At 45.2% G+C, this 13,541-nt stretch carries 15 protein-coding genes; 6 read left to right on the top strand and 9 right to left on the bottom strand.

All coding sequences use genetic code 11. The features are described from left to right. Positions 1-10 precede the first annotated feature (10 nt). The 3 genes from FD975_RS09985 to can form a co-directional block, all read right to left on the bottom strand. Positions 11-748 carry a pseudouridine synthase gene (locus tag FD975_RS09985; protein WP_215302235.1) on the bottom strand — a complete coding sequence of 246 codons (738 nt, stop codon included), beginning with the start codon at positions 746-748 and terminating at the stop codon, positions 11-13. 66 nt (positions 749-814) lie between these two features. Continuing rightward, positions 815-1,702, bottom strand: coding sequence for a lipid A biosynthesis acyltransferase (locus FD975_RS09980; RefSeq protein ID WP_215302234.1), 888 nt, complete (start codon positions 1,700-1,702; stop codon positions 815-817). 8 nt (positions 1,703-1,710) lie between these two features. Beyond that, positions 1,711-2,376, bottom strand: a complete 666-nt coding sequence (can, locus tag FD975_RS09975) for a carbonate dehydratase (RefSeq protein ID WP_215302233.1) — start codon at positions 2,374-2,376, stop codon at positions 1,711-1,713. 22 nt (positions 2,377-2,398) lie between these two features. Here can and FD975_RS09970 point away from each other — a divergent pair, with 22 nt between their 5' ends. After that, entirely contained in the window at positions 2,399-2,695 is a 297-nt protein-coding gene (locus tag FD975_RS09970; protein ID WP_215302232.1) for a DUF167 domain-containing protein, read from the top strand. Positions 2,696-2,698: 3 nt separating this feature from the next. Here the strand turns inward: FD975_RS09970 and FD975_RS09965 are convergent, their stop codons facing one another. Next, positions 2,699-3,601, bottom strand: a complete 903-nt coding sequence (locus tag FD975_RS09965) for an aspartyl/asparaginyl beta-hydroxylase domain-containing protein (RefSeq protein ID WP_215302230.1) — start codon at positions 3,599-3,601, stop codon at positions 2,699-2,701. A 163-nt stretch (positions 3,602-3,764) separates the two neighbouring features. On the opposite strand from FD975_RS09965, the gene FD975_RS09960 reads away from it, so the two are divergent. Both FD975_RS09960 and FD975_RS09955 read left to right on the top strand, forming a co-directional pair. Then, positions 3,765-4,130 (top strand): hypothetical protein, encoded by a 366-nt coding sequence (locus FD975_RS09960; protein ID WP_215302229.1) that lies wholly within the window; start codon positions 3,765-3,767, stop codon positions 4,128-4,130. A 94-nt stretch (positions 4,131-4,224) separates the two neighbouring features. Continuing rightward, entirely contained in the window at positions 4,225-4,527 is a 303-nt protein-coding gene (locus FD975_RS09955; protein ID WP_353055748.1) for an HU family DNA-binding protein, read from the top strand. Positions 4,528-4,615: 88 nt separating this feature from the next. Here FD975_RS09955 and rodA read toward each other — a convergent pair whose 3' ends face one another. The 5 genes from rodA to FD975_RS09930 are packed head-to-tail and all read right to left on the bottom strand — an operon-like array spanning position 4,616 to position 10,183. Then, on the bottom strand, positions 4,616-5,767 hold the full coding sequence (gene rodA / locus FD975_RS09950; protein WP_215302227.1) for a rod shape-determining protein RodA: 1,152 nt from the start codon (positions 5,765-5,767) through the stop codon (positions 4,616-4,618). Continuing rightward, entirely contained in the window at positions 5,749-7,656 is a 1,908-nt protein-coding gene (mrdA, locus tag FD975_RS09945; protein ID WP_215302225.1) for a penicillin-binding protein 2, read from the bottom strand. The genes rodA and mrdA overlap by 19 nt, the downstream gene beginning before the upstream one ends. Before the next feature lie 8 nt (positions 7,657-7,664). Next, positions 7,665-8,189, bottom strand: coding sequence for a rod shape-determining protein MreD (gene mreD / locus FD975_RS09940; protein ID WP_215302223.1), 525 nt, complete (start codon positions 8,187-8,189; stop codon positions 7,665-7,667). Then, a complete protein-coding gene (gene mreC, locus FD975_RS09935; RefSeq protein WP_215302222.1) occupies positions 8,186-9,115 on the bottom strand; it encodes a rod shape-determining protein MreC in 930 nt (309 codons plus the stop codon). The genes mreD and mreC overlap by 4 nt, the downstream gene beginning before the upstream one ends. Positions 9,116-9,139: 24 nt before the next feature. Continuing rightward, positions 9,140-10,183, bottom strand: a complete 1,044-nt coding sequence (locus FD975_RS09930) for a rod shape-determining protein (RefSeq protein ID WP_046330974.1) — start codon at positions 10,181-10,183, stop codon at positions 9,140-9,142. A 62-nt stretch (positions 10,184-10,245) separates the two neighbouring features. Between FD975_RS09930 and gatC the strand changes: the two genes are divergently transcribed. The 3 genes from gatC to gatB are packed head-to-tail and all read left to right on the top strand — an operon-like array spanning position 10,246 to position 13,522. Then, on the top strand, positions 10,246-10,539 hold the full coding sequence (gatC, locus tag FD975_RS09925; RefSeq protein ID WP_215302220.1) for an Asp-tRNA(Asn)/Glu-tRNA(Gln) amidotransferase subunit GatC: 294 nt from the start codon (positions 10,246-10,248) through the stop codon (positions 10,537-10,539). After that, positions 10,536-12,053 carry an Asp-tRNA(Asn)/Glu-tRNA(Gln) amidotransferase subunit GatA gene (gatA, locus tag FD975_RS09920; protein ID WP_215302219.1) on the top strand — a complete coding sequence of 506 codons (1,518 nt, stop codon included), beginning with the start codon at positions 10,536-10,538 and terminating at the stop codon, positions 12,051-12,053. Before gatC ends, gatA begins: the two co-directional genes overlap by 4 nt. Then, a complete protein-coding gene (gene gatB / locus FD975_RS09915) occupies positions 12,053-13,522 on the top strand; it encodes an Asp-tRNA(Asn)/Glu-tRNA(Gln) amidotransferase subunit GatB (RefSeq protein WP_215303997.1) in 1,470 nt (489 codons plus the stop codon). The genes gatA and gatB overlap by 1 nt, the downstream gene beginning before the upstream one ends. Positions 13,523-13,541 lie beyond the last annotated feature (19 nt).

The following is a 13,541-nucleotide window of genomic DNA, read 5'->3' as shown; positions in this document are numbered from 1 at the left end:
GAGGGACTTCTTAGAATTGCTCTTCAGGCCTCACAAAGCGCCATTTTCCTGGCGGTAGGGCGCCCAGAGAAATTCTGCCCATACGGACACGTTTCAGACCTAACACTCGGAGGCCAACCATTTCGCACATGCGCCGAATTTGACGCTTGCGACCCTCTCGTAGAACAAAGCGAAGCTGGTCTTCATTCTGCCAGCTCACTTGGGCTGGCTTTAAAACAACCCCATCTAATTCTAGGCCATGTTTTAGCCTATCCAAATCTTCAAAAGAGAGGGCGCCTTCAACTCGGACTAGATATTCTTTCTCAATAGGACTGTTTTCGCCAATTAGGAGTTTAGCTACGCGACCATCTTGCGTTAAAACGAGCATGCCAGTGGAGTCGATATCGAGTCGACCAGCAGGCGCTAAACCACGAGTATTAAAGCGTGGATTGCGCCCCTTATCCAGCGGGCTGGCAAAGTAATTATCTGGGGTGATGAGTGAGGCAGCCGGTTGATACTCTTGCTCATCATCGAAGTGTGAGATGAAGCCCACTGGCTTATTGAGAATGACAGTAATTCGGGAGGCCTGCTGTGCTTTAGCTCCAGATTGCAACTCAATTTTCTGATGACGAAAAGCGCGAGAGCCTAGCTCATTAACAACCTCGCCATCTACGGTTACTAGGCCTTGCTCAATATAAGAGTCGGCCTCGCGACGGGAGCATAGACCTAGCTCAGAGAGTAACTTGGAGACACGAATTTTTTCTTCCATGGCTACATTATCCGGTAATTACTTTAATAAAGACCAGGATCTAAATATATGAATACATAAGAGGGCTTAATAGGGGCTACTCTCATTAAACGGCCTATTTTTAAAACGTTTATGTACCCAATAGTATTCAGCGGGCCTGAGCCTAATTTCTTGTTCAAAAATTTGGTTTAAGCGTGCGGTATCTGCTTCTGGATTCTCAGTTGGAAAATTTTCCAATGGTTTGCTGATAGAGCAAACATATCCAGCTTCATTATTTTTGAGAGTCGTAATCATCATGCAGACCTGTGCCCCAGTAATTTTAGCGAGACGGGATACAGCAGTAATGGTATTGGTTTGAATATTGAAGAAGGGAACAAAAGTAGAGTCTTTCAGGCCCAAGTCAATATCGGGTGCAATTATAATGAAGCTACCCTTGCGGATTTCTCTAATCAGCTCAATAGTGTTGCCCTGGCGATCAATCGAGTTCCCACCAAAGCGATTGCGCCACTCAATAATTTTTTTATTGAAGAAGGGACTTTTCATTCTCTGGAAAAATCCAGAGGTACGAGGCCAGCCTTTATCTTTTGCAAGTGCGCTCAAAATAATGCTGCCTTCAATTCCAATGAAATGCATATTGACTAAGATGCGCGGTTGTCGATCATTTAAATCAACCTCTGATCGAACTTCAATCATGTCGGCAAGCTGTTCTTTACTTCCAAGCCAAATAATACTTTTCTCTACTAAGCTGCGACCAAGTAGTCTCCAATGTTTTTTCCTGAGCAGATCAATTTCCTGTGCGCTAAGCTCAGGAAAACAGAGTTCTAAATTTTTCTGAACTACGCGATTTCGATCGCTAGGAATATGCGCTGCCAAATAACCTAAGCCATAGCCGATAGAGACAAGGGTCTTGTAAGGAAGCGATGCCAGAAACCTGAGGAGCGCTAGTCCTGAGTAGTTTGAAAAGTTTTTAAACAAAACTCAATTTAATTGGAATCGTAGCGAGACAAGGATGTGGCGTAACGCCTATGCATTTCTTCATCGGAGCTAATAGACATACCCAAATCATTTACTAAGCCAGTTTCAAGGCGGTATGCCCAGCCATGCACCGTGAGATCTTGTCCTCTAGACCAAGCATCTTGAACAATGGTGGTTTCACAAACGTTGACAACTTGTTCAATCACATTTAATTCACATAAACGATCTTGACGTTTAGGGCTTGGAATAGCATCACCAAGATAGCGCTCATGCTTTTGATGTACGTCTTTCACATGACGCAACCAATTGTCAGCTAAGCCTACCCGCCTATCCGTCATTGCAGTATGCACACCAGAGCAGCCGTAATGCCCAACAACCAAAATGTGTTTGACCTTTAAAAGATCAATTGCAAACTGAATTACAGATAAACAATTGAGGTCGGTATGCACCACTACGTTAGCAACATTTCGATGAACGAATAATTCGCCTGGAAGAAGATTCACAATTTCATTAGCGGGTACGCGGCTATCTGAGCAGCCAATCCAAAGATATTCTGGCGCCTGCTGAGAAACGAGGCGCTTAAAGAAGTTGGAATCTTTGGCAACCATGGCTTCTGCCCACTCGCGATTATTAGAAAATAGCTGGTCTAAGGCGTTGGAGTTCTTCATAATCATGATTTGAGTTTAAAGTATTCTTATGATGCCCATTTGGTTAAAACAAACCCCCACTGGCATTGTTCTTAATTTGCATTGTCAACCAGGTGCAAAGCTGACCAAGGTAGTTGGCCTTCATGATGGTTGTCTTAAGATATCTCTACAGGCCCCTGCACTTGAAAATAGGGCAAATGAGATGTTGTTATCTTGGCTTTCAAAGCAGTTGAGGGTGCCACAAAAGCAAATTCAACTCTTATCGGGGCAAAGTAGCCGCATTAAGAGGGTTGAGATCTGGGGTTCAATTACCCCAGAGCAAATTATTGAAGTGCTGAGTCCCTGATGCCTACCAAAATATCGCCCAAAGAATCCCTAATATCAGCACCCATTTTCCGATGTAATAAACGCTGCGGTGCTTGGCTTTTAGTTTTTTTGCTTGCGCCCTGAGGTGATAAAAATACTTAAAGAGAATGTTTACAAATCCAACTTTCTCGCCCTCAACGTTTTGGGAAGATGCGGCACTCATCACATGGCGCCCAAACCAGCGATTGAGTAATTGCACCAATTTAGTGTGAACTGGTCGCTCAACATCACAAAATAAGACAATGCGTTGGTGATCGGTTTCGTTGGCTGCATAGTGGATATAGGTTTCATCAAACATCACTGGTTCGCCGTCTTTCCAAAAATAACGCTCCCCATCCACGTCAATAAAGCATTTGGGGTCATTCGGGGTAACCAGGCCAATGTGATAGCGCAGCGAGCCCGCATAAGGGTCTCTGTGGCGAACCAGCGTTGCTCCTGGGGGTAGCGAAGCAAACATTGCCGCCTTGATTGAGGGTATGGATTTCAGGAGGGCGACAGTCTTTGGGCAATTTAGCTGCGCAGATGGCATTTCCTTGCCATACCAATAGAGATGAAAGCGCTTCCAGCCCGTCCGAAAGAAGGAATTAAAGCCAATATCGTTATAGCCTGTGGCTGCTGCAATAGCACCATCTGCATTTAATGCAAGAGCCTCATCGCGGATGATCTGCCAATGATCTTGAAGCGCTTTCATTTCAGGAAAATCAGCAACTGGAATAAATGCCCCCGCCTTAGTTTTTGAAAATAAATAGAGTAGGCTATTAATTGGTGCTAAAAGTACTTGATAGTCTGTTAAAGAGCGAACCAAACCAAATCTCACCTTACCTCTGAAATAAACATAAATAGCTGAGACAACAAAGATCAAAAAAACAAGGTGACGAAATTCCATGAGGTTTACCAATTAGCGTTAACACTCTTATTTTAATTTGGATGGAGTGTCATTTCATCCCTATTTTTGTAACGAATATGCTCAAATGTTAACTATGATCAAAAGAGGCTGCAAAAAATGCACCTAATTGGCGCTGCAAAGATGATTTATTAAGGAAAACCGTATGAATGGATTCGCAAAATGGCTTTTAAGCCTTGCGTTAATTGGCTTAGCTGGTTTGGCAGCCTACACTTGGATTATGCTGAATTGGAGTTATGGCAGTGGTGAGCGCGCAGGCTATGTTCAGAAATTTTCCAATCGGGGCTATATTTGTAAAACTTGGGAGGGTGAGCTAGCGATGGTTTCTATGCCGGGAACTATGTCTGAAAAATTTCTCTTTACAGTTCACCAAGATGCTGTGGCGCAAAAAATTAATGCCAATTTGGGCAAAAAAGTTGCACTTAAGTACGATCAGCACATTGGATTGCCAACCACTTGCTTTGGTGATACCGAGTATTTTGTGTCAGATGTCACTGTTTTAGAGGATTAAAAAGTACTCAATAGAAAATTTGCTGTGACGCAGCTTTATTTTTGTAATTTTTTGTGGTTAAAATCATGTAAGCGCAAGGTGCGCTGACATCAATATCTATAAGGAGCTTCACTTGAACAAAGCAGAACTAATCGCAGCAATTGCTGACGACGCTGAGATCTCAAAAGCCAAAGCTGAATTTGCATTGAATTCTGCTATTGAGCAAATCATTAAAGCTGTTACTAAAGGCGACTCAGTACAACTGATCGGTTTCGGTACTTTTGCTTCTGGTAAGCGCGCTGCACGCATGGGCCGTAACCCAAAAACTGGCGAGCCACTCAAAATTGCTGCTGCTAAAACTGTTAAGTTTTCTGCTGGTAAAGCATTTAAAGATTCAGTTAACAAGCGTAAGAAGTAATTCTGACTTTGTTGATGAAAAAGCCCGGCTTGCCGGGTTTTTTTGTTTCTGAAGAGTGGGCAATTGTCCTGGGCCCCAACATGAATTGCTAGCTTTGTACTAATCTCCGATGACGATGAATGCTCATCAAAATACCGGCACCAAAACCTAGCGTCACCAGTGCGGTACCTCCGTAACTAATAAAGGGTAGCGGAACTCCTACGACCGGCAATAGGCCGCTTACCATGCCAATATTCACAAACGCGTAGGTAAAAAAGATCAACGTTACTGATGCGCCGAGGAGGCGTGTAAACAAATTTGGCCCACTTGCAGAGATAGCTAGACCACGCTTAATTAAGGCAAAGAAAAGTCCTAATAAGATTAAGTTACCAAGCAAGCCAAACTCTTCAGAGAAAACAGCAAAGACAAAATCGGTATGTTTTTCTGGAATAAATTCCAGATGGGCTTGAGTGCCTTGAAACCAACCCTTGCCAAAAAATCCACCAGAACCAATTGCAATCATGGCCTGAATCGTATGAAAGCCTTTTCCTAAAGGGTCACTGCTGGGGTCAAGCAGGGTGCATACGCGATGCTTTTGGTATGTGTGGACAAATGGCCAAACAACATCTTGGGCGCAAATAGTGCCACCAAAAATAACGATGAGAAGAATTCCCAGCGCACCAATTCCTATAAATGGCAAGATCCACTTCCAAGGTAATCCGGCAAGAATAATCACATACATGCCTGCAGCAAAAACTAATAATGAAGTTCCTAAATCGGGTTGGCGCGCAATAAGGAATACTGGAATTCCAAGAATGATGGCGGCTACTCCATAGTCCCAAGATTTTTGTACCCCCTCTCGCTTTTGAAAATACCAAGCTAACATCAGGGGCATAGCAATCTTCATTAACTCAGAAGGTTGAATGACAAACCCAATATTGAGCCATCGTCTTGCACCTTTTTTGATTAGCCCAAATACAGCAACGGCAATCAGCAGTGCAACTCCAATGCCATAAATCCATACTGCTGCCATTTCCAGCCATTTTGGTGGGATACGGGAAACTATCCACATGACAACAAAGGACAGTGTTAGATTGCGCAGCTCATCTTCAAAACGAACGGGGGTATTTTGACTGGCGGATAAAAATATAATAAATCCAATTCCTGCTAAGCCAAGTAGAATAAGGCCTAGCTGGCGGTCAAGTCCGCTAAAAATACTCAGAAAAATATTTTTTATTTTTTCTATGGCGCTCTTTTCCATTCAGGAATCTCCTTTGGCCATTTGCCTTCAAGATAAAAATCAAGCGCTTTACGTGCAATTGGAGCGGCATGCTGAGCCCCAAAACCAGCATTCTCAACAACCATTGCAATGGCGATTGTTGGTTTTTCAGCGGGAGCAAAAGCAACATACAAAGCATGGTCTCGTAAGAATTCTGCCGTGGAACCATGGTGATATTCTTTCGAGTTCAAGCTAAATACTTGTGCCGTTCCAGTCTTGCCTCCTGCTTGATAAGTTGTACCTTTAAAAACGGAGGCAGAAGTTCCCGAATTATTTACCTCAACCATCGCTTTCTTGATGGTCTCAATATTCTCAGGAACAAGATCAATGCGATAACTTTCTTTTGGGGTCGTGAGAGTGCGATGTCTAGTGAAGGGATCTTCAATTGCCTTAACCAAGTGCGGCTTCATCACAATACCGTTATTTGCGAGATTGGCCATCGCATGCGCCAACTGCAAAATCGTAAATGCGTTGTAGCCCTGACCAATGCCTAAAGAAATCGTTTCCCCTTCGTACCATTTTTGCTGTTCTGGTTTTTTGAAAGTATTTTTCTTCCATTCGGTTGATGGCAATACGCCTTTTGATTCACCCTGTAGGTCGATGCCAGTAATTTGACCAAAGCCAAATGGCTTCAGAAAGTCATGCATCAAGTTGACGCCCATATCACGCGCCAAAAGGTAGTAGTAAGTGTCGCAAGATTCAACAATAGACTTTTGCATGTCTACCAAACCGTGACCCCCTTTTTTGTCATCTCGAAAAGTATGATTACCAAATTCAAAATAGCCTGGGTCTGAGATCGTTTGAGTCGGGGTGCGTTTTTTGGTTTCCAAAGCGGCAAGAGCCATAAAGGGTTTGTATGTTGATCCTGGCGGGTAGATCCCTTTAAGTGGGCGGTTGTAGAGTGGCTTTTGTGGGGAGTCATTCAACTCCTTCCAGGTCACTGAATCAATGCCCTCTACAAAATCATTAGGATTAAAGTTGGGCTTTGATACAAAGGCCAATATATCGCCAGTCTCTGGCTCAATTGCCACAAATGCACCGCGGAAATTTCCATAGAGTTGTTCAACTAAATATTGCAGCTTGATATCAACCGATAGCACGACGTTTTTTCCTGGAACCGATGGTGAACTTGCGAGGGTGCGTACTGGTTTGCCCCCTGCAGTAATTTCAACCTCATCGTACCCTGGTGTGCCACGTAATACTGTTTCGTAACTTTGCTCTATGCCAATCTTCCCGACATATTGAATCCCTGGTAGAAATGAAGTTTGGAGCGCGTCAGGATCACCGGCTTTGGAATTATCGATTTCAACTTGCATGCGCTCGATATCGCGTTTGGAAGCACGCCCAATATAACCAATCAGATGCGAGGCTAGTTCGTTGTAAGGGTACTCGCGAAAGCTTCGTGCACGTATTTCAACACCTGGAAAGCGATAGCGATTAGCCATAAATCGCGCTGTTTCGGATTCAGTAAGCATCGATCTCAGGGGAAAGGTGCCCATTTTTCTAGAATCTTCAAGTGAGCGCTTGAAATTCCGACGATCCCTAGGGGAAATCAATACGATTTGGGAGAGCTCATCAATGAGCTCATCAACATTACCTTTTAGCTCTTCAGCATTCACATCCAAAGTCAATGCTGAATAGTTTCGGCCAATAACAATCCCATTTCGATCGATCAATAGACCACGATTTGCGGGGGCAGGAACAAGGGCAATACGATTACTTTCTGCTAGCAGAGCATATTTGCCATGGCTTACCAGTTGTAGCCATACCAATCGAGTGATGAGTAGGAGGAAGCAAAAGGTAACAAACAAGGTCGCAATATGAATGCGCTCTTGAAATGAATCGAGGTTTGGTTTTTTAAATGAAACCATGCAGCGCTTTAAAGCGGACGATTGTGGTCAACATCAATGGGTCGACGTTGGGGCGAAAGCAAAATTTGCGTTGCTACAGGCCATAGCAATGTCTCAATCATTGCTTGGACAGCACCGGTTAATGCCCACCAATAGACTTCACCACTCAATAGCCAGTGAGTGATTACAGGGAATAATGAAACTAGTAAGAAAATCGGCAGTAAGTGCATCGCCTGGGTGAGAACATTCAAAACAATGATTCGTCTATGCCAAGAGATCGCAAGGTAGGCGACCAATGAGTAGCTAAAAGCATGCAAGCCCAGCAGATCAGAGTTATGCACATCCATCAAGAGCCCAAGAAAGAATGCGGTGCCCACCCCAATATAGCGATGTTGATGGATATTCCAAAAGACGATACAAATAATGAGCCAGTCGGGAACCCAGCTGTAATTACCAATTGGCAGCAGTGAAAGCAACAGCGCACAAAGTAAGCTGAAATAAATAAAGACTGGATTAACCGGTCGCAGAATATAGCCGCTTTGAAAATCGATCATTGCATGCCTCGCGCACGAGTTTGACGGCGGCCTGGAGCGTTAACTATCGGTGCGCCTAATTTATTGCTGCCAGTAGAAGCATTGGCATCCCACTGGGGATCATAAAGAAGGGCTAAAGCCTGGCGATAGCGATTGACGGGGGCAATTGGCACACAAAATACATTCGATGAGTTTTTATCCGCATTACGCTCAATGCGACTAATGACTGCAACGGCAAAACCTGGCGGATAAACGCCGTCGATACCAGAGGTAATGAGTACGTCACCTACTTCTAAATCACTGGCCACGGGTAAATAGCGAAGCTCTAAGGGGTTGCCACGCCCAGCTCCAAATACCGCTGCTCTCAAGCCATTGCGAGCCACCTGTACAGGAACTGCAAAGTCACGATCCTCTAATAATGAAACCTCGGCAGAGTTATTGTAGAGACGCACTACTTGACCCAAGATACCGGAGTCGTTGGCTATTGGACTGCCTTGCTTTAGTCCGTCGGCACTTCCCCGATTAATCACAATCCGTTGAGAAATTGGATTGGGTGGATTGAATAAAATTTCCACCGACAATGTTTTATAGGGAACTTGATTTTGTAAGTCGATGAGCTGACGCAAATTTTGATTTTCTATTAAAAGAAATTCAGATTGATTCGCAAGCAGAGAAAGTTCAGCTTGGCGGACTTTCATCTCTTGGTTTTCTTTATCGAGTGTTCCGCGACTAGTGAAATATTCTGATGTCACTTCATAAACATTGCGCGGCATCATCATCACATACTCTAGTGGGCGCAACAGCCAGTTGACATTGTTGCGAATTGGATCGAGTGCCTTATAGCGAAAATCGATCAACATCAATGCGATGCTGATCGACAGGCAGACAATCAGTTTGACTAAAGCCGGAACGCCTTGTCTGAAAAGAGGAGGAGCGCTATGTTGCAATTCCCTAATCGACGCTTAGGTCAATTACTCTTGAGAGAACACGCCGCCCAACTTGTCCATGCGCTCTAAGGCGATGCCGCAACCACGTGCGACGCAAGTGAGGGGATCTTCTGCAACATGGATAGGAAGGCCAGTTTCTTCTAAGAGCAAGCGATCGAGGTCACGCAATAGTGCGCCACCACCAGTAAGCATCATGCCCCGCTCGGCAATGTCAGATGCTAGCTCAGGAGGTATTTGTTCTAAAGCAGCTTTTACTGCTGTCACGATCTGATTCAATGGGTCAGTTAAGGCTTCCAAAATCTCATTACTAGTCACAGTGAAGCTGCGTGGAATACCTTCAGAAAGATTGCGACCCTTTACTTCCATCTCGCGCACTTCAGCGCCGGGGAATGCAGACCCAATTGTTTTCTTAATCAACTCGGCAGTTTGTTCGCCGATCAACATTCCGTAATTACGGCGGATGTAATTGGTGATGGCTTCATCAAACTTATCGCCTCCAACACGAACAGAGCCTTTGTAAACCATTCCGCCCAATGACATCACGCCCACTTCCGTTGTGCCGCCACCAATGTCAACAACCATGGAGCCGGCGGCTTCGGAAACTGGTAAGCCTGCACCAATCGCAGCAGCCATTGGCTCTTCAATTAAAAATACTTGTGACGCGCCTGCGCCCAAAGCCGATTCGCGAATAGCGCGACGCTCAACTTGAGTAGAGCCACACGGTACGCAAATAATGATGCGTGGGCTTGGCTTTAGCAGCTTGCTCTCATGCACCATTTTGATAAATTGCTTGAGCATTTGCTCGGTAATCGTGAAATCGGCAATAACGCCGTCTTTCATCGGGCGAATCGCCTCAATATTTCCGGGAACGCGTCCCAACATCGCTTTAGCTTCTTTTCCAACTGCCAAAATGGTTTTTTTGCCATTTGGACCGCCTTCAGTACGAATTGCTACGACCGATGGTTCATCAAGCACAATACCCCGTTCACGCATGTAAATTAGGGTGTTGGCGGTACCTAGGTCGATGGCTAGGTCATTGGAAAAGTAGCTGCGGAAAAAACCAAACATGATGTAGTGGGAAAATAATTAAGTGTTAAAAAATATATATAGCGATGATACTCTAGAGCACCATGAAACTTGATGATGTCCAGCGCATTGCGCACCTTTCCAGCCTTGAGTTAAGTCAGGCAGAAGCCGAAGCAGTCTTGCCCCAATTACAGGCAGTTTTTGCCTTAGTTGAAGAAATGCAAGCTGTCGATACAACCGGTCTTGCCCCCTTAGCTCACCCCATCCTCTTTCTGCGTGATTTGGCGCAACCTTTGCGCAAAGATGGCGTTACTGAAACTGACCATCGTGCAGAAAATATGCAATCCGCCCCAGCCGTGCAAGATGGCTACTTCTTAGTCCCACGGGTGATCGAATGAGCTGGCACCAAACACCCATAGCCTTAATGGCCAAAGCGTTGGCAGCAAAAGAGGTCTCTAGTACCGAGCTGACAAAGTATTTTTTAGATCGTATTGAGGCTGGAAAGCGCTTCAATGCATACCTTGATGTAAGCACTCACTTAAGTTTAGAGCAAGCATCTAAAGCAGATAAAATCATTGCCTCAGGTAAATCCGGAAAATTAACGGGTATCCCAGTTGCGCATAAGGACGTCTTTGTGACGCGCGGCTGGAAGTCCACTGCAGCATCCAAAATGCTCGAGGGTTACCTCAGTCCATTTGATGCCACCGTAGTCTCAAATCTTGGAATCCCAGATGAGTTGAATCCAAATGGTGCCGGCATGGTTTGCCTTGGCAAGACCAATATGGATGAGTTTGCAATGGGCTCCTCAAATGAAAATTCAGCTTATGGCCCAGTTCTAAATCCGTGGAACTCAGATTACGTAGCCGGCGGCTCCTCTGGAGGCTCAGCAGCCGCAGTGGCCGCAGGATTGGCGCCAATTGCAACGGGCACAGATACGGGTGGATCGATACGTCAGCCAGCTGCTTTTTGTGGATTAACCGGAATCAAGCCAAGTTACGGGCGCGTATCTCGTTACGGGATGATTGCCTACGCCTCTTCATTGGATCAAGCCGGCCCGATGGGTAAAACGGCTGAAGATTGCGCATTATTGCTTACAGCAATGTCTTCCCATGACTCGCGCGACTCTACTTCGCTTGCCGATTCTGGAGAAGATTACAGCCGCTACCTCACACAAAATTGGAAAGAGGGTAATGCAAACTCTATAAAACCTTTAGAAGGTTTGCGGGTTGGCTTGCCAAAAGAATTCTTTGCAGAAGGGCTTGCGCCTGAAGTGGCTAATGCTGTCAATGCAGCAGCAAAAGCATTGCAAGATTTGGGTGCAGAGTTGCTAGAAGTAAGCCTTCCAAAGACTAAGTTGTCCATTCCGGTGTATTACGTTTTAGCCCCAGCTGAAGCCTCAAGTAATTTGAGTCGCTTTGATGGTGTGCGTTACGGACACCGCGCAAATGAATATCGTGATTTATCTGACATGTATAAGAAATCACGCACCGAAGGATTTGGAGCAGAAGTGAGGCGGCGTATCTTAGTTGGCACTTATGTGCTCTGTCATGGCTATTACGACGCCTATTATTTACAGGCCCAAAAAATTCGTCGCATTATTGCCGCAGATTTTCAGGCAGCATTTGAGAAGTGCGATGTGATCTTGGGGCCAGTTGCGCCCGATGTTGCATGGCGCCTAGGTGAAAAATCAAAAGATCCAGTGCAAATGTATTTAGAGGATATTTATACGCTCTCAACGAACTTAGCCGGGTTACCGGCGATGAGCGTTCCTTGTGGATTTAATTCAAGCAAGCTACCTATCGGTATGCAGCTCATTGGCAATTATTTTTCTGAGGCGCGCTTACTTCAGGTGGCTCATCAATATCAGCAAAGTACTGACTGGCATTTGCGTCAAGCAAGCGAGGTGGCATGATGCAATGGGAAATCGTGATTGGTCTAGAGACTCACGCACAGCTTCAAACGCAATCAAAAATCTTTAGTGGTGCAAGTACGCGCTTTGGTGCGGGCCCCAATACCCAGGCTTGTGCAGTTGACTTGGCTTTACCTGGCGTTTTGCCAGTATTGAATCGTCAGGCAGTTGAGCATGCCATTCGCTTTGGTTTGGCAGTAAACGCAAAGATTTCTCCAGCAAGTATCTTTGCGCGCAAGAATTATTTCTACCCTGACTTGCCAAAGGGATACCAGATTAGTCAGATGGATCTCCCAGTAGTTGTAGGTGGTCATTTAGAGATATTGGTCGGCGATCAAGTCAAAGTAGTTGAGCTCACACGCGCCCATATGGAAGAAGATGCTGGTAAGTCGGTTCACGAAGAGGGCTTCTTAGGCCCACATGGCGAAGCCTCTAGCGGCATTGACCTGAATCGTGCCGGCACACCATTGTTAGAAATTGTGACAGAGCCGGTGATGCGCAGTGCTGCTGAAGCAGTCGCTTATGCAAAAGCGCTACATACACTCGTAGTTTGGTTGGGGGTGTGTGATGGCAATATGCAAGAAGGCTCTTTCCGTTGTGATGCCAACGTATCCGTTCGACCAGTAGGCCAAAAAGAATTTGGTACCCGTTGCGAAATTAAGAATCTGAACTCGTTCCGCTTTTTAGAGGAAGCGATTCAATATGAAGTGCGTCGCCAAATTGAATTAATTGAAGATGGTGGCACAGTCGTGCAAGAAACCCGCTTGTACGATCCCGATCGTCAAGAAACTCGCAGCATGCGAAGCAAAGAGGATGCGAATGACTATCGCTACTTCCCAGACCCAGATTTATTGCCGGTAGTGATTGATGATGCATGGATTGCAGATGTGCGCAGCAAGATGCCCCCTTTGCCAGCACAGCTTCGTGAGCAGTGGCAAAGTGAGTTTGGTTTAAGTGCATACGATACGCAATTACTCACACAAGATCGCGACACTGCAAAAGTATTTGAAGAGCTGCTCGCCATTGTTGGTAAGCCTTTGGCAAAAGCTGCGGCCAACTTAATTGCGGGTGAGTTTGCTTCATCATTGAATCGTGCTGGTATTGCTACCGCAGATGCCCCCTTGAAAGCAGGGCATTTAGCACCGCTATTAACTCGCGTAGCAGATGGCACTATCTCTAACAAGATTGCTAAGGATATCTTTGCGATTTTGTGGGAGGAGGCAGTTGCTGGTAAAGCCATTAGCACTGTTGATGAAGTGATTGAAGCTAAAGGTTTAAAGCAAATTAGTGACAGCGGTGAGTTGGAAGCCATGATCGATAAAGTGTTGGCAACTAATGAAAAGTCTGTTGAGGAGTTCCGCTCTGGCAAGGAAAAAGCATTTAATGCTTTGGTGGGCCAGATTATGAAAGCCTCACAAGGTAAAGCCAACCCAGGGCAAGTGAATGAGCTGTTGCGTAAAAAGCTGGGCTAAAAAGTTAAATAAAAAATAT

Origin of the sequence: Polynucleobacter sp. AP-Jannik-300A-C4 (assembly GCF_018688335.1) — a bacterium.
GTDB lineage: Bacteria > Pseudomonadota > Gammaproteobacteria > Burkholderiales > Burkholderiaceae > Polynucleobacter.
Note: the sequence above shows the minus strand (reverse complement) of the source record. Positions and strands in the feature narration are given on the sequence as shown.

Coding starts and splice junctions, on each gene's coding strand:
- FD975_RS09965 (WP_215302230.1), bottom strand. CDS start 3,601: ATGGAATTTCGTCACCTTGTTTTTTTGATCTTTGTTGTCTCAGCTATT.
- FD975_RS09970 (WP_215302232.1), top strand. CDS start 2,399: ATGATGCCCATTTGGTTAAAACAAACCCCCACTGGCATTGTTCTTAAT.
- FD975_RS09960 (WP_215302229.1), top strand. CDS start 3,765: ATGAATGGATTCGCAAAATGGCTTTTAAGCCTTGCGTTAATTGGCTTA.
- gatC (WP_215302220.1), top strand. CDS start 10,246: ATGAAACTTGATGATGTCCAGCGCATTGCGCACCTTTCCAGCCTTGAG.
- FD975_RS09930 (WP_046330974.1), bottom strand. CDS start 10,183: ATGTTTGGTTTTTTCCGCAGCTACTTTTCCAATGACCTAGCCATCGAC.
- can (WP_215302233.1), bottom strand. CDS start 2,376: ATGATTATGAAGAACTCCAACGCCTTAGACCAGCTATTTTCTAATAAT.
- mreD (WP_215302223.1), bottom strand. CDS start 8,189: ATGATCGATTTTCAAAGCGGCTATATTCTGCGACCGGTTAATCCAGTC.
- gatB (WP_215303997.1), top strand. CDS start 12,053: ATGCAATGGGAAATCGTGATTGGTCTAGAGACTCACGCACAGCTTCAA.
- gatA (WP_215302219.1), top strand. CDS start 10,536: ATGAGCTGGCACCAAACACCCATAGCCTTAATGGCCAAAGCGTTGGCA.
- rodA (WP_215302227.1), bottom strand. CDS start 5,767: ATGGAAAAGAGCGCCATAGAAAAAATAAAAAATATTTTTCTGAGTATT.
- FD975_RS09985 (WP_215302235.1), bottom strand. CDS start 748: ATGGAAGAAAAAATTCGTGTCTCCAAGTTACTCTCTGAGCTAGGTCTA.
- mrdA (WP_215302225.1), bottom strand. CDS start 7,656: ATGGTTTCATTTAAAAAACCAAACCTCGATTCATTTCAAGAGCGCATT.